Genomic DNA, 18,882 nt, shown 5'->3' on the forward strand with positions numbered 1-18,882 from the left:
TGGCGACCCCCTACTGCGACGCCGCCCCGCCGACATCCAGAAGCTCTCGGCGTCCTCGCCATCGAGATCGAACTCGTCCCCGTCCGAACCCCTGCGCGTCAGCCACGGGCTGTGCCTGTCACCCTTGCCGCCAGTTGCTCTACGTCAGCCTGTGTTGAAAGCCGCCGAGGAGGATGCGAGAAGCGCATCGTGACCTGCGCCTGCCATGGCCAACGGCTATCAGGAAGAGGGATTCGTCCTGATTTTCTGATTGCAACGCCGAGCCGCCTTTCAGGCGACGTATTCGTAGAGTATGCCGTGTTTGCTACGCATGAGGGCTTCCACTGACGCGGCGAGATCGCTGTCATGCACCAGTAGCCCTAACTCGATGTTGGTGTTCTCGGCGCTGTAGGAAAAGTTCGCGCTGGTGAGCAGGGTTATTGCGCGATCGACGATGATGAACTTGGCATGACTGATCAACGGACCGCGGCCTCCGGGTAGGGTCAGCGTTCGCAGTACGGTCGCCTTCGGCAGGTGGGCAGCGACCGCTGCCGGAGAGCCGGCGCTGGCGTCGAGGTAAACCGTGACGCTCAGGCCATCTCGCATCGCGGCGTTCCTGAGGGAAGTCCACATGCCCGAGTGCGGCGTGAAGTTGAAGCTGGAGCAGACGACGGACATTCGTGCGTCATCGATGATGCGTTGGGCTTCGCTGGTCAGACGGCCGGTGGTGGCCTCGACTCCGGGCATGGTCCAGACGGGGGTGATCGCGGTCCGGACCGAGTGGGCGCCCGCGATGGCCCGAAGTATGGCGACCGAGTCGTCCCGTTGTTCGGTGCCGATCTCGGCTGCGGCGAGCAGTCGTTTCGCTTCGCTGCGACGGGCGGCGTGCACCTCTTTCAGCGCCTGGCCCCTGGTGCCGCCGGCTTGTAGCACGGCGGCGAGTCGTTGCGCCTCGTAGGCGGTCAGGAAGGCCCCGAGCGCGGTGTGGGGGTCAGTAGACATCGATCGTGCCGAAAAAGCCGGGGACTCGTTCGTCGTCGATGCTGGGCAGGTTGAGCAGGAACCGCCGGTCGAGGAATCGATTGGCACGTTCGCAGGAGGTTTCCGAGGCGAAGCAACAGCAGTGACAGGCCGCGCCATGCAGGAAATCCTCACCGTGCCGCGGCGTGCGTTGGCCGCAGACCGGGTCGGATGAGCAGCGGCCTGCTCTGCGGAGCGCATCGAGCAGGAGGCCGTGGAGTCGTTCCGGTTGGCTGAGGGCGACGAGACCGCCGAGGGTTCCCTCGCTGTCGGAGGCAGTGGTGCAGATGAGCAGTCCGGCGGCGGCGGGGCGGTCGAGGGTAGCGGGCCAGGCGTAGAGGCGTTCGCTAAGGCTGGCGGCACCGTAGCCGCAAGACATCGCCATCCGGCGGATGAGGATATGCGCCAGGGTGTGGATCAGCCAGTAGCGAGGTGCGGGGAACCGGTCGTCCGGCTCGATCTGGGCGGCGGTGGCCGAGAAGCGTCGGGAGAAGTTGTGCCGATGGGCTTCACGGTGCGCCCGCCACAGAGCGGTGGGCAGGACCTGCGCTTCCCAGGCGGCGACGGCATTTTCGTCGAGTTGCAGGAAGATGCCCTCGCCACGGTCCTCGGTGGCCGGCACCCAAGTTGGTCGCTTACGGGTGAGCTTGACGAGCCGGCTCGGGAGGTCGCTCACCCGATCCATCTCGTCGATGCGGGTGAAGCCGATCACCGCGTTGACCTTCTTCATCCGGTTCACAGCGATGACCCGGTGTACCTGCTTCGGGAGATCGGCGGCGATGGGCATCTCGGTGACCATCAGCCCGCTTGAGTCCTGCTGCTGCGCGAACAGGCTCGGCTTCTGCAGGTAGTCCCACTCCGGCACAAGCAGCTCGACCGGGTCCCAAGCGCGTCGCCTCTCCCGGAACTCCTCCTCAGACGGTGGTGGGGCGAGTGCCTCGGCCGCTGCTGCGGTTAGCTGATCGTCGGTGACTCCGGCAACGTCGCACTTGTTTGCGACGAGCAACGAACGAAGCACCTTCGGCAGGGTTGCGTAGTCTGCCAGTTCCGCTGGGGTCAGGTGCATGCGTAGTTGCGTGGCGAGCGCGGTCTGCTTCTGCTCCTCGCTTCGGGGCATGACGATGATCGACTGTGTCGAGGCAAACCAGAGGTTGGACGCGCCCATCATCATCAGCGAGGTGTCCAGCCCACACTTGAGGTCGAAGGCATTCAAATGCGGATGCCGGCCCCGGCAGGTTGGCAGCTTCCGCTTGCCGGCCGCGCCCTGCGCCTCGCCCATGCCGCGCCGCTGTTGGCAACGTTCGCAGGTGATGACTGCGCCGGCTCCCTGGCCGATGTTGCTGTCGCGCAGCTTCAGGTCCGGGTGCGGGGCGGTGGGACAGGTTCTGCCGCGGTGTACCCACAACGCGTACGGGAACTCGTCGAGGTGGCCGTTGGCGCAGGCGAGCAGGTAACGGGCTGGCACCGCCGGGCTGCGCCTGGCTTTTCCCTTCGCGGGAGTCTTGGCCTTTCCCTTCGCTGCCGCCCCCGCAAACGTACGGCCAGGACAACTCGCGTGTTCGAAGATCGCCAGGTCGGGCCGGAACGGGTGCGTGTTGGTGTAGCTGAACCGCGACAGCGGCCCGAGGTAGTCGCAGCCGGTGCACCGCAGCCACTGCGGGAACACCCGGGCCGGGATGCCGAGGTCGGAGCCCTCCTGTGACATCGCGCGGGCCTTCGGCTGCCACGGGAACGGCCGCAGCTGCTGCACGCTGGACCCGAGGTGAATCTGAACCACCTTGAGCAGTCGTGGTTCCTCGATCGTTGGCACGCTGGCCCGCCGCCGCCAGATCGGCTCCCAATCGCCGAGGCCAGCCGGCATGATCGAGAACTGCGGCAGGTCCATGATCGAGCCGACGCCGTAGGTGTAGAGCAGCGATGACGGGCGGGCCGAGCCGACCTTGGCCCGGTTCTTGACGTTCGACTGCTCGCTGTCGCCGAGCGGGTCGATCGGCTGCGCCGACTCGAAGATCATCTGTGCCGCGTCGTCGTCCGTCACTCGTCTTCTCCTTCGGGCAAGTTCCAGGACGGCGCGTCGTCGGGTTCGACGGCGAACATCCGCTCGGATATTGGGCTGACCAGCAGATTGATCTCCGGCTGGACCTCCCGCATCGAGTGCGCGACGACGAACGGCGCTCGGTCCGGCTGACCCTGGTGGGCCTTCGCGTTTTCCGGGCTGATTAACAACGGCAGATAGCTGTCGTTGTCACCGGTGCGCTCGTATACCAGGGTCTTGCTGAGTTTCCCGGCGTATTTTTCCCGGGCGTTCCACTGGTCCAGCCGGTTGATCAGCCGTTGGTGTGCCTGTGCCATCAGGTTGTCCAGCTGGGCCGCCGCCCGGATTCGGGCGTCGAGCCGATCGACCAGGGCAGCGAGAGCGTCCCGTTCGTCACGGACCCGCCACGCGGCCCGCTCCGGCGACAGCCCGTCGTCGCGGTGCGCCTGCAGCACCCGCGCCGCGCTGACCAGCACCCCGTCGATGCCCCTATCCAGAGCCGTGGGCGAGAACGGGGTGACCGACAGCGCCTCCACCTGCGCGTAGAACGTTTCGTGGTAGTGCCGGAACTGCTCGTAGTGGGCCAGGTCGCGCGGCCGTGCCCAGTTCCCGAGCGCCACGACCAGCCCGGGCCGGCCGCAGTCCTCACCCGGATGGCCGACATCGCGGCCCACCCGCGAGGATGCCTGAATGTACTCGGCGGTGTTCTTCGGCTGCCCGACCACCAGCATCAGACCAAGCCGCTGCACGTCGACCCCGACCTGCAGCATCGAGGTGGCCAGCACCACGTCGAACGGGTCGGCCTTCGGCCGCTCCACCCGCCCGCCGGCCTCCTGCTGTTCGAGCCGCCGCCGCATCGCTGCGGTCGTGGCGGAGTCGGGGTCGAACTCCAAGGCGAGGTTGTCCAGGGTACGGCCGATATCGACCGAGGCGATCCGGGAGGTCAGCTCGCCGGTGACCAGCCGCCCGTACGAGCCGCGGCGCCGTGGGAAACCTGATCCGGGGCGGGGTTGCCGGACCCGGTTCTGCACGTCGTCGGCCACGTAGCGGGCCATACCGGCCAGTTCCCGGGTCGCGTTGAAGTAGCCCACCAACGTCATGTACGGATCGGCGGCGGACCCACTGCGGTCGAACAGCAACTGCCCTGCGAGCAGCAACACCTCGGCGACCCGGATCTCCGCGCTCGACAGCCGCACGCCCTGCGCGCTTACCCCGATGTAGCGCCGGCCCGGGGTGGTCGGCCCGATCGGTAGCTCCTGCGAGAAGTACGTGTCCGCCACGTCCAACACCTGCGGCGGGAAGATCTGTACGCCGCGTCCGTACAAGCCTCGCACCTGGTCGTCGGCGCGGCGCACAGTGGCCGTCGACGCCACGATCATCGGTCGGACCGGTTTGCCGTCTGCGGTCTCCCACGAGGAGAGGGTCTCCACGGCCACCTCGAATAGCCCCACGGCGGTGCCCAGCGCTCCGGTGATCAGGTGCAGCTCGTCCTGAATGATCAGATCCGGCGGCCGGAGTCGTCCAACCGGGCGAACGGTCGCGGCGGGCAGGCCGGGCTCGGCCTGGTGACCGGTGGTGACGCTACAAGCCGTGTAGTCGGGATGTACGTAGCCGTGCCGACCGCAGTGCCGCCCGACGTAGCCGAACAGCGATGCCGCCTCACCCTCGCGGGCCAGCCGGGCGAACTTGTCGACCGTCGCGATCACGAACGCCGGCGGCATCCGGTAGATCTCCTCGTCCACCGTCAGCATCGGCAGGCCCTCATCCACCTGGCCGCCCTTGGCGAACGGGCACTGCCCCATGTCGTCGCCGCAGAAGACCAGTACCCGCCGAGTGGTCTTGATCGGCTTCACGTTCGCGGCGCCGATCGGGCTGCCGCACCACGGGCATCGCTGCACCTGCAACACCGTCAGCCGGTGCCCGCCGTACGCGTTGGCCTTGCGTAGCTGCTCGTCCGCCTCGTCCCACCGCTTCGGGCTCACGTCGGTGCCGACCCACAACCCGATCCGGAACGGCTTGCTACCCCAGGTTGTGTCGTCCCGGCGGCGAACCAGCTCCGCCGCGCACACCAGCGTGGTGGCCCGCTGGAACTGCTGCGCGGTGAGCAGCCGTAACGTGTACCGCATCAACACGGCCACCCCGTCACGCCCGTCCAACGGCCCATCGGAGGACGCCACCACCTGCTGCCGGCGCCGGATCGCGAACGTGTACGCCGCCAGACCCAGGTACGCCTCGGTCTTGCCACCACCGGTCGGGAAGAACAACAACTCCACCCGCGACAGCTCGTCGCTGCGCGCCGCCGCAGTGGGGTCGGTCAACGCTGGCAGCTGCATGAGGATGAACGCCAGCTGGAATGGCCGCCACGACGAGGGCTTCTCCCGCTCGTCGGCCTCGACCTGATCGCGGGCGTCATCGAACGACAGGCTCGGGTCGGAGCTACGCAACGCCCCGATCTGGGAGTGGATCCGCTGGTCCCGCATGACCTCGTTCATGAACCGGAAGCACGCGAACGCCTCCGGATCAGCCACCACGTGCGCAAGCCCGTCCGCCAGCCGCTGCTGTGCCGCGCGTGCCTCGTCCACGACCTCCTCGGCCAGGTCCCGCAGGTGCTCGGGGAGCTGCGCCGCCTTCGCGGCCTCACCGCCCTTACCGTCGAGCCAGGTCCGGTACCCGTCCACGAGCGGAGCGAGGCCGTCACGAATCTGTTCAGGGCTGGCCTTGGCGAGTGCGTCCATGCCCAGCATCGCGCCCGTGACCGACCGTGCCTGCGTCTGCGGTGTCTCCGCGACCGGTAGCCACGTCGTCCACACCGCCGTCGCCCGTCGTGCCTTCGGCTCCGCCCGCCAGTCCACCGAGCAGGTCCGCCCGACCGCGAACTCCAGCCGGTTGCGGTACTGCAAGTGCAGCCGGCGTACTTCGTCGTCGTGCTCCGGCCACTCCTGCTCCATGACGTCACGCACCGGCAGGAACATCGCCGCACCGCCCGCGTCGACGTACAGCTTCGTTTGGAACAGCCACTCGTGCACCGGGATCGTCGGCGGCGTCTCCCGGTCATTGACCAGCGCGATCTCGATCAACCGCCGATGGAAACGCGCGTCGTCGTAGGCGTCGATCCGCAGACAGATCTGCCCCGTCAGCACCCGCGTGTACGTCCGCCCCGGCGTCAGCTCGGCCACCGCGATCTTCTCGACGATCCCGACCGGCGTACGCCGATACCGCCGCACCGCCCGCCCTCGCTTGTCGACCTCACCGGTCTTCACGCTCTCGTAGGTGCCCCACGACGCGGTGACCGTGAACTCTGCCAGATCGTTCGGCACCTGGAACCGCAACCCCATCGACGACGGAATCATCAGCCCCTGCCTCGGAGCCTTGTCGTCGGCGTCATCCTCCTCGCCCTCGACGTCGGTGTCGTCCGCGGACTCGGCCGGAACCCCGCGCTGCGCTCGCGCACCCGCCGCGTCAGCCCGGATGCCGACCAAGCCGTACCCGTCCTCCGATCCGGCCGGTTCAGCATCGGGCTCGGTCAGCTTCACCGGCGCGATATGTCCCACCAGGTAAAGCTGGCGCGGGCTCACCGCCAACAACTCCTCCGGACCACCTGATGGACCGAGTAACTCACGCTCGAGGATGTCGACCAGGTTCTCCCGGACCGTGTACGAAGTGCCATCCGGCTCGTGCGCGAGCTGAAAACCCGGAGCCGAGTCAGTCACAGCAGCGTCTCCTGGCCCTCGTGGACCACTAGCTTCCGCTGGCGGGCAGCCGCCTTCCTCGCCGCCTTCGGCTGCTGCGCCGCCGCGCGGCGCAGGTTCTCCGCAAGTAACCGGTCCAGGATCTTCACCCGTGCCGCCGGACTCACCGTCCATCGCGTCATCTGTCGGTACGTGTGGAACCCATGCTCCAGCGGCACATCCGACCAGTCGTACGCAGCCATAACTGCCTCGTCCAGCTCGACGTGGATCCGCCGCAACCGGGCCACATCCGGGTCGTCGCCGTCAGCGATCCCTGGGTCGTTGACCAGGTTGTACAGCTTGGTCAGCCCCAACCCGCGCCGCAGCATGATCTCTCGCCGCTCGACGTCCAGCAGTTGCCCCGCCTCAGCCAACCGATCAGTCGGCTCCGGCCGCGGAAACGTCTCGAACACATCCGATGGCGTGTAGCGCACTCGCGTTTCCAGCGTCGAGCCATAGGTAATTGCCCACAGCTGGTGCTGACTCGACGACAGCACTGCCTGATCCGCGACCGAGTCGGTTGCGAAGATGCCGAGCATGTGACTGAAGACCTGGCCGGTCGGCACCCGCGCCGGCATTACTGACTTGCTGACCAGCGCGATCACCAGCACCTCGTCCAGCTCGGCAATCGCTTTCCGCATCGCCGGCCGGCGCTCTGCATACTGCCACCAGTAATCGCGGTAGACCTTGCGGTTGTTGCGCAAACGCTCTGGTTTGACGAGCCGTTCCACGCGGTCGAATGGCCGACGGAGTCGGGCGGCGCAGATGACGCAGTAACCGGTAAAGTCGATCACCCAGCGGGAGGCGGAGCAGTCCGGCCGGGAGTTGAGGTCCTCGCCATTGAGGTAGGGGAAAAGCACCTCGGCGTTGCGCTCGTCTTCGGTAACCCAGGCCTGGGCTTCCTCAGGTTCTAGGACGAAGCCCAGGCCGAGCACGTAGCAGCCGATGTATGCCATGTTCGCATTCTCGGCCAGCTGGGTCGGGGTGCCGACGACCTGCCCAGCCGGTTCGAGCAGCGTGGAGATGCGCGGCACGATCATTCCGTCCGCGATCCGGTCGGCGGCATTGGCGACGGGACCGAGGCTGCCCCAGACCGCCGCGTACTCCAGGTTGGCGCTGGCCGACGGCCAGGGAGCGCTCTGTACAGCTCGGGTGATGGTGAATCCACTGGCGGTGATGCGATCGAGGCCGACCTGGCGGGTGTCGCCTTGGGCGATGGTGTTGGTCCCGATCAGACCGAGCGTCCCGGACGGGCGCAGCAACTCGACCGCCCGCAGCAGGAAGTAGGCGACCAAGTCGGCACTGCCCCGGGTGCCGTCGGCGATCTGGTGGACGAACCAGTCCCGGACGTTGGTGCCCATCGCGCCGGTGAGCTTCTGACCACCGAGAAAAGGCGGGTTGCCGATGATGGCATCGAAGCCGCCATGATCGACCACCACATCGGGGACTTCGAGCACCCAGTGCAGCGGCTGCCAGCGTTCGTAGTCCGTCGCGACAGTCGGGGTCAGTCCGGTCTTGATAATCATGTCGAGCGCGCCCGTGTCGGATGCTGTGCCATCTCCTGGAATCGCGGCAGCAACCGCCGCTGCCAGATTCTGGTATGCCTCATCCAGAATCACGCCAGGCTTACCGCCAAGGCGCAGTCCACTGGCGATCACACCGTTGGCAGCGGTGCGTAACTGCGCTGTGAGCTCTCGCAATCGGTTGAGCTGGCGAAGTTTGGCGGTGGCGCTGCGCTGGGGGTCGAATTCGCGGACCTCGCTGGCCAGTTCCCGACGAATCTCCATGGCTCGCCGAATGGTGCCGCCTATGTCCAGGCTGGCAGGTAAGGCCCGACCATGCTCTGCCGGTTCGATGTGTAGCGTGCGCACCTGGCGTAGATCGGTGAGGCCGAGCAGCGAGTTGCCGTGGAGGATCTTGTCGTCGACGAAGGAGAACGGCAGGTCGCGGTCGAGGGAGACCAGCCAGAGCGACAGCTTGCACATCTCGACGGCCATCGCGTTGATATCGGCGCCGTACAGGCAGCGGGCGACGACCTCGCGGATCGCGTGCTGGCCGAGGTCGGGCCGGCCGGCGTTGGAGGGGTCCTCGGCGATCCATGCCTCGACGAGGCGCGCGGCGAGGTAGCGGGCGGCGGCGACCAGGAATGCGCCGGAGCCGGCGGCGATGTCGGCCACCTTGAGGTTGAGGATCTCGTCTGAGCCGCGCAGTTTCCAGGCGTCCCGGTCGGCGGTTTGGTGCGGGCCGGGGGAGTAGCAGAGTGGTTCGAGGGCGTGGTGGACGACTTCCTCGGCGAGGGATTTCGGGGTGTAGTGGGCGCCGGCGTTGCGCCGCGACGGTGTTTCGGTGACCAGCAGGTCGCCATCCAGGACGACGGTAGGGCGGTCGCGCAGGTCGGGCCGGGTGATGGTGGCCCAGGGCAGCAGGCGTGCGCGCAGGTCGTCGTCATCGGTCACCGCGCGCAGCATGCGATCGGCGTCGTCGCCGGGCGTGGCCGCGAGCCGCTTCGCCAAGGCGTTCGGGCTCGGTGGGCTGGCAGCCGGCTGGTTCTCTTTGAGCCAGGCGATGACCGCGGTGGCCAATTTCGCCGGAGTTGCATTGGCGTCGGCGAGCTGCTCCAGCACGGTCAGCGGGATCTCCGGCTCGGCTCCGGTGGCTCCGACGAGGCCGACCTGAGTGTCGCCGATGACCCGAATGCAGGAGTACCCGAGCAGCCCTTCGTAGATGTAGCCGATCTGCTCGACGTCGACGTCTCGGAACGAGATTCGGCGGGCGTCGTTGCCTTTGAGCTGGGCGACTTGCACCGAGCGCAGGACGTGCAGCATGACTCGGTCGGAGACGGGCATGGCGAGGGTGCCGTTGTCGCTCGGTGCGGTCAGGAACGGGTATCGGTCGGGGTCGAACAGCGATCCGCCGTACGCGGGCATTCGCATGTTCTCGAACGATGCGCCCCGGTAGAGGGCCTGGCTGGTGGCGAGTAGCCGGTGCCAGGTCAGGTAGGTGCTGTCCAGCGATTCCTCGCCGTCCCGGGGCCGGCGCTGTTCCAGGTCGTCGAGTTCGCCGCTGATGCCGTATCCCTGAAGGAAGAGCTCGCTCTGTGGCAGCAGGCCGCGCTCCTCGGCGAAGAGCAGGAAGACGACGCGCATCATGACCGTGACGGCCGCGGAGTAGGTGTCGTGCGGGTCGTCCGGGAGCGGATCACGCAGGCCGCGCCTGTGGTGGTCGGCGGCGGTCTCGGCGAACGCCTGGATCAGCAGCTCGACGGCGCGGCGGACCTGGGCGCCGAGAGCTTCGGTGATCTCCTCGGCGGCGGCGACGGATTCCTCGAACAGCTTGGGGAGCCGCTCGTTGGGGTCACCGCCGATGATGTACTGCCGGGCGATGACGGTGAGGAAGGCGTTGCGGGTCAGCGGTTCCTCGACCCAGGTTTGGGCGTCGACGATGCCGGAGGCGACCATCGCGTCCGGCCGGGCGCAGACCAGGGCCCACCAGCGGCCGTCGGTGACGATGCCGATCGCGATGCCGGCGCCGCGCAGCATCGCTTCCATCCGGTCGATGGCGGTGGCGGCCCAGCCGTCGGTGCCGGTGGCGTGCAGGCTGTCGCACTTGTCGACCACGCTGACCAGCGCGCCGATGCCGTCCGGTCCGTGCAGCGCGGCCTGCGGGGTGACGGAGATCCGCCGGTCGGGCGAGTGCGCGGTCACCCCTGGCGCGCAGTCGGGACCCCAGGCCAGCGAGGTACGCCAACCGACGACGTCCCTCAGGATGGTCTGCACCCAGACGTCGCGGACCTCGGCGTACTTGGCTCGGATCGTCTCGTCGCCTGGGTCGATGTCGAGGGCTTCCCAGGCGTGGTCGAACGCCGGCCGGGCCTCGCGAAGGACGTCGAGGCGTTCGGGGTTCAGGGCGGGTATGCCCTGCGGCCATACCCGCTTCAGCGGTGGGATCGCCAGAAACGGGCCGTCCGTCTCGACGAGTTCCAGCCATGCCCGGTGCAGCTCGGTGCCCGTCTTCGGGCGGAAGGTACGAGCGGTCCGCATCAGCGTGAACCTCCTCGCTGGGCATCGGCCGGGGTGAGCGCGAACACCACCGCTGCAGCGGTGGTGTGTGGTTTGACATCGCGGTACCGCTCGGTGATCGCCGCGATTTCCCGCTGCTCCTCGTCGCCGAGCTCGTCCAGCCGGCGGCGCATCGTTTCGATGTCGCGGCGGCGCTGCCGCTGCTGTTCATCGGGGAAGAGAGCCAGTTGTTCCTGCATCTCGGCGCTGTTGAGCTGCTCCAGCGATTCGTTCAGGTTGCGGCGGAACGCGGCGAAGATCTCCCGCGCCCGAGTCACGTCGGCGTCCTCGCGTTTGGCGAGTTGGTCGCTGACTCGTTGGTGGCGGGACTCGGCACGGCGGGTCATCGAGTCGAGTAGCCGGGACCGCAGCGGGGACTCCGGCTCATTCCACTCCCGCGCTAGGTCGGCGCGGACGTCCGGTGCGGCCAGCGTCAGCCTGCCGGCGTCGAGGGCCTGGTCGAGCAGGTGCTCGGCACGTTCCTCAGCGATGGCCCGCCGGCCGCGGAGACGGACGCCGGCAAGGAAAATCTCCTCGTGTAGCCGTAGGCCGCCCCGGCCGACCAACACCATCCGGGTGACGGCCGCGACGAAGGATTCCTCTAGCCCGTCCACCACGACCGCGGTAACTCGGTGCAGCGGTGCGTCAGCGCTCCACAGCGATCGACGCAGGAGCCGCTGAGCCTTTTTCACCAGTGGATGACCGAGGTGAACGTAGACAAGGTCCTTCCGCCCGGCTGCGGCCTTGTCGTCGAACGTGATCGGCCGCAGCACTCCGGGCTCGGAGCGGGTGTCCAGGCCCTTCAACGTCGACTGCCAGGCCGGGCCGAGCGCCGGAACAGTGAACACAGCTGCGTCGGTCCGGTCGTCGCCGGCCACCAAGAGAGGCGGCTGATGGCTGATTCGCAGCGCGGTATCGACGACCCTGCGCAGGTTCTCCGGCTCCAGGTGCAGCTGCGCCCGGCTGTCGGCGTAGCCCTTCTCCAACTGGGTCAACCGGCTGTTCAGGTCCAACCCACCGGCCAACGCCTTATTGATCAACTCGTTGCCGTCGAGCGCAGCCTTCTTGCGTCGCCCTCGACCGGATCGGGTGAAGTGGTCCTGGATCTCGTCGGCAATGACCTGGTTGACCGAACCCAGGTCACGCGCGACCGTCACCACCTTGCGGGCGATCCGGCCCATGAACTCCATGTCCGCGGCGTACATGGTCGCCGAGCGATCCGGCGAGAACTGGAACACCAGGGGGCTCTTCTGCTGCCCGTACCGATCTATCCGGCCGATACGCTGCTCCAAGCGTGACGGGTTGAACGGGATATCCAGGTTGACCAACCGGTGGCAGTGGTCCTGGAGGTCGATGCCCTCACCGGCAGCGTCAGTTGCCAGCAGCACCCGCACTGGGTTCTTCGCCGACGGCTCGGTGGTGAAGTGCTCGCGGATCAGCTCCCGCTCATCGGTCGGCGTCTGCCCCTGGATGACCTCTAGCACCTCGCCGTAGCCCTGCTGAACCAGCACTCGGTGCACCCATTCCAGGGTGTGGGCGTACTCGGTGAACACCACGACGCGTTCGTTGGACCAGAATCCACCCGGCCGACAGATCGCATCCAGGGTTGTGATCAGCTCATCGAGCCGAGAATCAGGTCGGCTCTCGAAACTCAGCCCCCACTCAGCAAGCCGCTGCAACTCGCCTGGCGCGGCGGCGACCAGCGGATCGGAGGACTTACTGTGCCGCAGGGCAGTCGCCTCGTCCTGCTCCCACAGCCCCTCCTCCTCGTCGGACTGCCCCTCGCCGAGGATGTCGTCGTAGTCCCAGTCCGTCGCCACCTGGCCCACCGACCGTGCGGCAAGGTACGACTGCAAGGTCATGCCGAACGCCCACGGGCTCGACAAGAACCGCTTCTTGAACAGCATCGCGGTGATATCACCGGACTCGCCGGTCCCGCTCGCCTTCGCGCTCTCGGTGAGAATCCGGTCCAGCAAGGCGAACATCTGCTGCTCGTCTGCGCGTGGCTCGAACGGGATGACCCGAAGCTCCCGGGGACGGAAGCCCTTGTGGGCCAGAGCAGGATCCGACTTCAACCGGCGGACTGTCACCTCCCGCAACGCTCGCTCATCCAGCAGCGCGCCCCGGCTGAACCGGCGAGAATCGATCATCTCCAGCAGCGCTGTGAACGCCTCAGGGTGCCCGTTGTGCGGGGTGGCGCTCAGGAACAGCCGGTGCTCGCACTTGTCCGCCAGCTCACGCACCGCGATCGTCCGCTGCGTGTCGACCGCGTAGCCACGCCCGCCCCCGATCGCCGACGGACTGGCCGGCGCCACATGGTGCGCCTCGTCCACGATCAGGATGTCGAACGCGTACCGCCGGGCGGTCTTCGTGCTCGCCGCCTGTGCGTACACGTCACGCAGCATCCGCTGGGCGCGCACCTGCGGCAACCAAGCCATGCTCACGATCACTCGGGGATAGAGCTGGAACGGGTTGGCGTGCAGGCCGTAGCGGCGCCGGACCTCCCGCATCATCTCGCTGTTGATAATCGTGAACTCGAGACCGAACTTGTCCCGCATCTCGTCCTGCCACTTCAACGCCAGACTCGGCGGACAGACCACGACCACGGTGCGCGCCCGATGCCGCAGCAGCAACTCCTGCACCACCAAGCCGGCCTCGACGGTCTTGCCCAAGCCGACATCATCGGCCAGCAGCAGGTTCGTCCGGGGAGAGGACAACGCCCGCCGCAGCGGCTCCAACTGGTACGCCTCCACCGCCACACCACTGTGGAACGGCGCCTGCACGCTCCGATCATCCGCCGAGGTCACCGCACCCCAGCGCATCGCATCGACGAAACCAGCGAGTGTGTTCGGATCGTCGAAGGCGTCGGGAATGACCTGAGTCGGTAATCCTTGAGCAGGTGTGACCGTGTGGCCAACCTCAAGCTCCCAGACGACCGTCAGCTCCTCACCCAGACGGTCCTCGTCGAGCGCCTGAAGAGTCACCGCGTGGTTGAGCGACGCTACGGCTTCGTCCGCCGGGCTCCGCGGCAGACCCTGCGGTTGCACCCGCGCAACCGCCCACGTTGAGCCGCGCACTTCGACCACGTGTCCCGGCTCCGGAACTAGGCGGGCGATGTCAGCTTCTGGTTTCAGAGCCACATTGGCGGTCGAGGGGGCCATCCGGTGACCTTAGTGGACACACGCACGGGTTTCGCAATGACAACAGGCCTCGACTGTTCGGGTCTGACTGGCAATGCCCTTTGTGCACGGTCGCTGCCGATTAGCTGCAACAGCCCTCTGATTGGCCTGGCTACTCGGAATTTTCGGACTACGACGGGCATGGGAGCTCTTCATAAGGCTCGATACGGATACAGGGCACTCATCGATAGAAGTGAGGCAAGGGCATGGCTGGCGACCGGCCGTAGCGCGAGCGCGATGTGGGGGAGAGGTCGCTGTTCCAGGGCGCTTACGTACCGTCTGGGTAGCGGCTACTGCGCCTCCGGCGGGGGCGCTCCGGCTCCAGGATGGCCGGAGGCCGTTTGCGGCCGTCGGCTCCGCGGGTGGTTGCGATGGAGCGATCCTGTCTGCCATCGACCCGGGGCCGAGGAGGCCGCCGCCCGGTCCGCCAGCGTAGGAGGCAGCGCCCAGGTACGCGGGCGGTGGCGGGTCGGGCGGCGGCCTGCTCCCCAGTGGGCGAGTGGACGGCAGACAGGATGGCGAGCGGTGGCGTCTGAAGTTGCACATTTGCCAGCTATATGACGCATTGCGTGCTGGATCGGCTACCGGCTTGCGCGTGTGGCTTCGGCTACGGTCGATCATTGAACGGACTCGGGCGGGGTGGTAGGCGTGGCAAGAACCGTGCAGATTCGTACCTACACGGTGCGGGATGGGCTGTTGGACGAGTGGGTGGACAGGTGGCAGCGCCTGGTCGTCCCACTGCGTCGTGATCTCGGTTTTGAGATTCACGGTTCGTGGAAGGACCGTGCGCGTAACCAGCACGTATGGGTGATCTCCTATGACGGGCCTGGGTCGTTCGAGGAGGCAAACGCCGCTTACTGGGCCTCGGAGCGCCGTAAGACGCTTGGGTTGGACCCGGGCGATTACCTGGTGGGGGAGGAGACTCGCGAGGTCGAGCAGACGTTATGAGTCCGCGTCGACCGGCAGCAGGTGGGCACGCCGCTCATCGTCGGTGAGCCCGCGGAACACTCGGGTGCGCGCCAGCGCCGTCAGCTCGTCGAGGTCGGCGTCGTCTGCCCAGACGCGGATGGTGCCGTCCGCCGAGCCGGTCACGATCTGTCGTCCGTCCGGTAGCCAGGCCAGGCTGGTTACGCCGTCGCGGTGGACGCCGATCACCTCAGCCTGGTCGTCGTCTACGCTCCAGGTTCGTATGGTCCGGTCGTCGGAGCCGGAGGCGAGCCGCTGGCTGTCCGGTGACCAGGCCACCGTGCGTACCCGTTTTTCGTGGCCGGTGAGCACGTGTGGCTGGTCGGTGCCGGTGAGGTCCCAGATGCGGATGGTCCAGTCGGCGGAGCAGGTGGCGAGTCGGCGTTCGTTGGGTGCCCAGCTGAGTCCGTCGACGTAGTTTTGGTGGCCGGAGTGGACGGTGCTGTTGCCGGGGTGTTCGATGTCCCAGACTCGGACGGTGCGGTCGTCGGAGCCGGAGGCGAGGTAGCGGCCGCTCGGTGACCAGGCGAGCGTGCCGACCCAGTCGGCGTGTCCGCGCAGTACGCCGGCGGAGCTGCGGGTGTGGATGTCCCAGATTCGTATGGAGTTGTCTTTGCAGCCGGCTGCCAGTCGGGATCCGTCGGGGGACCAGGCCAGTGATTCCGCCTCGGCCTCGCTGTCGAGGTGTACGTCGCCGTCGGCGTCGACCAGGTGGATCGCGCCGTCTCGCAGGGCCACGGCGAGCATGTCAGCCACCGGTGAGCAGGCGAGCACCGCGACGGGTTCCGGCCAGGTCGTGACGGTGGCGCTGCCGTCGGGTTGCCATACCCGGACGGTGCCGTCGGCACCGCCGGTAACGATCCTCGCGGTCCGATCCAGGGCCAGGGCGGTGACCGGTCCGTTGTGTCCGGCCAGCAACCGATCTTCGGATCCGCGCGGTTGGAGCGTCCACACCCGGGCGGTGTGGTCACCGGAGCCGCTGATCACCCGTCGTCCGTCGGGGGACAGCGCGACGGACCAGGTGCCCTGGGTGTGTCCGCGTAGTTCGGCTACCTCGCGGAGCCGCTGGATGTCCCAGGCTCGGACGCTGCCGTCGCCGCTGGCGTATACCACCGTCCGGCCGTCGGGAGACCAGGCAACGGACCAAATCGGTGACCCCTGGCCACCGATCACGTGCCGGGTTTCGCCGGTGTTGACGTCCCAGACTCGTGCGGTGTGATCGCCGGATCCGGTGGCGAGCTGGTTGCCGTCCGGTGACCAGGCGACGGCCTCGACGAAGTCGCCATGTCCGGTCAGTCTCTGCTGCGGCTGGCCGGTGTCGAGGTTCCAGACGATGACGGACCGGTCGTGGGATGCGGAGGCGATCCGGCGGGAGTCAGGGGAGAACCGGACTCCCCAGACGTCCCCGTCGTGACCGACCAGTTGAATATCAAGCTGCCACGATGCGCTGTTCCACACCCGGACCGTCCGGTCTCGGCTCGACCCGGCCAGCTGCCCGCCGTCGGGGGACCAGGCGACGCCGCGGGCGATGTCGCCGCAGGACAGCACTGCGACCGTGTCCCCGGTCGCGGCGTCCCATACCCGGATGGTGCCGTCCCGGGAGGCGGTGGCGAGCCGAGTCGCGTCCGGCGACCAGTCGATGGCTTCCACCATGCCGGTGTGCCCCCGCAGGACGCGGAAGACGGTGCCGGTGTCGGTGTGCCAGATCCGGGCAGTGCCGTCCCGAGAGCCCGTTGCCAGATGAGTGCCGTCTGGTGACCAGGCGACTCCCCGTACGGCGTCGGTGTGGCCGGTGAGCACGGCCTCGGTGTGGCTGAACGCCAACGCCGCCATCAGCGCCCGCCGGGCGACCGGTGTGGGTGGGCATTCCCGCAGCGCGGCCGAGGTCAGCAGCACCGCCAACTCGGGATAGCGGTCGACGTTGCCGAGCGCGAACTGGCCGATCGTCTCCGACACCCGGTGCAGGAACGCGGTGTCGCGGCTGCGGGAAGCGTTGACCAGCGCGCGGGCAGTCGGGCTGTCCTGGCCGGCCGAGGCCATCGCTTCCAGCCACTGCCCGGCCAGCGCAAGCCGCTCCCCGGTCAGCAGATAGTCGGCGCTGCGTCCGGCGTGCTCCCAGTCGGCGGCCCAGCGTTCCAGCTCCGTACGCCGGCGTAGTTGCTCCGCCCGCGCCTGCACCTGCTGGCGTAGCGGTGCCCACTGGCGGAACAACGCCTCGTGCGCGACCTGGACGTACGGTTCACCGTCAACCACGTCGGTGGTCAACAGCCGCGCGTCGGTGAACACGGCGACGATCCGCCGTTGGTCGTCGGACAGCTCCCGTAGGGGCACCCGACGTCGGGTCGGCTCGGCGCCCTCCATCGCCACCAGCCGTAGCAGGGTGGCCAGGACGTCGTCGGTGCTGCTATCGCGACGCAGGTCGGCCATGACGTCGTCGGCCTGGCGGCCCAACGCCCCCGACACACCACCGAGGTTCTGGTACGCCTCATGGGTGGCCACCCGGCCCGGCCCCGCCGCCAGGTACAGCTCCTGAAGCAGGTACGCCAGCAGCGGTAACGCGTCCGGCGTGGCCGTGTCCGCGACGATCTGCTCGACCAGGCCGTCCTCGAAACGCATCCCTGCGAGCCGGGCGGGTTGCTCCACGACCGCGACAAGATCCTCCGGGCGGATGACACCCAGCGCGACCGGACTGGCGAACAGTTCCGGTTGCGGACCGGCGAGCAGGTCGGCGAGGAACTCGACGCGCAGCGTCGCGACCACCCATAGCCTCCGGTCGGCCTGTAGCGCGGCCGCGACCCGCTCCAGGAACATCGCCTGTTCCATGGTGCTGGACAGCGTGACCAGTTCCTCAAGTTGGTCGATAACCAGCAGCACCCGCTTGTGTCGATGACCCGTCCGGGCCCGCCACGCCGCCAGGCTTTGGGCGAGGCTGTCCGGACGCGCGCGGACCTCCCGCAACGCAGCGGCCCGGTCCGCGGCGCCCAACGTGACCGCCAGATCCGCGAGCCCGCCGAGGGGTTCGCCGGCCGGCGCTACCGCCGGCAACACGTGCCACCGTCGACTTCGCAACCGGGGAACGACGCCCGCGTGCACCAGCGAGGACTTGCCGCTGCCGGAAGCGCCGGTGACGCAGACGAACCGGTCGGACCCGTCCAGGCCCAGCTCGTGTAGGCGCCGTACCAGATCAGTGGCCTGCTCTTCGCGGCCGAAGAACACCGACGCGTCCTGCTCTTTGAACGCTGAAAGTCCAGGATAGGGGCTGCGATCCGCCTGCCACACCGGCCGCGGGCTACGCGGGGCCTCCCACCACAGCATCACGCCGTTGCCGACGATCAGCACCACCAGCAGCACAATCAGCGCGGGGCCAGCAACCTCACGGATTGCCGCTGCCAGCGGCGAAGCGTCGTCGTTGGCGAAGAAGTTCACCGCGATCTCCAACAGGACCGCGATGAACAGCAGCGACAGCTGAAGGGAGCTGGTGGGACGTCGACTCGGCCGCAACAGCCCTCCCCAACGAAGATCCCCGATGCGCCTTCAAGTTACAGGGTGTGAGCTAGTGCAACCAGATGCGTTGATCGCGGATGAGGGTAGGGAGCCGCCGAGGGCGGACCGTAAGAGTCGCGGCGGCGGTGCGTGGCCACCCTCCCAATCGTTGATCGAGAGGGCTCGCTCTTGATCTTCGGTCTCCAGTCCTCCAGATCCGGCTACGCCGCCACGATCCCGGCGCTGGTACTCGTGTCTCCGTCCGTCAGCGATGGCCTCCGTCCTGGTTGAACGAGAACGACACCCATTGTCCTAGGATGCCTACAGGCTGTGCTGCCCGCGACACAGCTTTATCTTTGGGGCAGTACGAAGGGCTGTCGCCCCTTTAGCGGTGGGTCGCATCCATAGGGGAACGAGTCGCGAGCCAGCCCAAC

At 67.7% G+C, this 18,882-nt stretch carries 7 protein-coding genes; 1 reads left to right on the top strand and 6 read right to left on the bottom strand.

What is annotated here, in order from left to right; all coding sequences use genetic code 11:
• Positions 1–270: 270 nt before the first annotated feature.
• The 5 genes from drmC to drmD are packed head-to-tail and all read right to left on the bottom strand — an operon-like array spanning position 271 to position 13,981.
• Positions 271–981 (bottom strand): DISARM system phospholipase D-like protein DrmC, encoded by a 711-nt coding sequence (gene drmC / locus Vqi01_RS24920; protein WP_204037279.1) that lies wholly within the window; start codon positions 979–981, stop codon positions 271–273.
• Positions 971–3,037 carry an MrfA Zn-binding domain-containing protein gene (drmB, locus tag Vqi01_RS24925; protein WP_239098645.1) on the bottom strand — a complete coding sequence of 689 codons (2,067 nt, stop codon included), beginning with the start codon at positions 3,035–3,037 and terminating at the stop codon, positions 971–973. The genes drmC and drmB overlap by 11 nt, the downstream gene beginning before the upstream one ends.
• Positions 3,034–6,744 (bottom strand): DISARM system helicase DrmA, encoded by a 3,711-nt coding sequence (gene drmA, locus Vqi01_RS24930; RefSeq protein ID WP_204037280.1) that lies wholly within the window; start codon positions 6,742–6,744, stop codon positions 3,034–3,036. Before drmA ends, drmB begins: the two co-directional genes overlap by 4 nt.
• Positions 6,741–10,802, bottom strand: a complete 4,062-nt coding sequence (locus Vqi01_RS24935; protein WP_204037281.1) for an Eco57I restriction-modification methylase domain-containing protein — start codon at positions 10,800–10,802, stop codon at positions 6,741–6,743. Before Vqi01_RS24935 ends, drmA begins: the two co-directional genes overlap by 4 nt.
• A complete protein-coding gene (drmD, locus tag Vqi01_RS24940; RefSeq protein ID WP_204037282.1) occupies positions 10,802–13,981 on the bottom strand; it encodes a DISARM system SNF2-like helicase DrmD in 3,180 nt (1,059 codons plus the stop codon). The genes Vqi01_RS24935 and drmD overlap by 1 nt, the downstream gene beginning before the upstream one ends.
• 666 nt (positions 13,982–14,647) lie before the next feature.
• On the opposite strand from drmD, the gene Vqi01_RS24945 reads away from it, so the two are divergent.
• Positions 14,648–14,947 carry an NIPSNAP family protein gene (locus Vqi01_RS24945; RefSeq protein WP_239098647.1) on the top strand — a complete coding sequence of 100 codons (300 nt, stop codon included), beginning with the start codon at positions 14,648–14,650 and terminating at the stop codon, positions 14,945–14,947.
• Here Vqi01_RS24945 and Vqi01_RS24950 read toward each other — a convergent pair.
• Positions 14,942–18,466 (bottom strand): WD40 repeat domain-containing protein, encoded by a 3,525-nt coding sequence (locus tag Vqi01_RS24950; RefSeq protein WP_204037284.1) that lies wholly within the window; start codon positions 18,464–18,466, stop codon positions 14,942–14,944. The two genes, Vqi01_RS24945 and Vqi01_RS24950, sit on opposite strands and share 6 nt — an antisense overlap.
• Positions 18,467–18,882: the final 416 nt, after the last annotated feature.

Source organism: Micromonospora qiuiae (genome assembly GCF_016863555.1).
Lineage (GTDB): Bacteria > Actinomycetota > Actinomycetes > Mycobacteriales > Micromonosporaceae > Micromonospora > Micromonospora qiuiae.

Bases quoted from the DNA above. Each gene is read 5' to 3' on its own strand.
- drmC (WP_204037279.1), bottom strand. From the start codon at position 981: ATGTCTACTGACCCCCACACCGCGCTCGGGGCCTTCCTGACCGCCTAC.
- drmD (WP_204037282.1), bottom strand. From the start codon at position 13,981: ATGGCCCCCTCGACCGCCAATGTGGCTCTGAAACCAGAAGCTGACATC.
- Vqi01_RS24935 (WP_204037281.1), bottom strand. From the start codon at position 10,802: ATGCGGACCGCTCGTACCTTCCGCCCGAAGACGGGCACCGAGCTGCAC.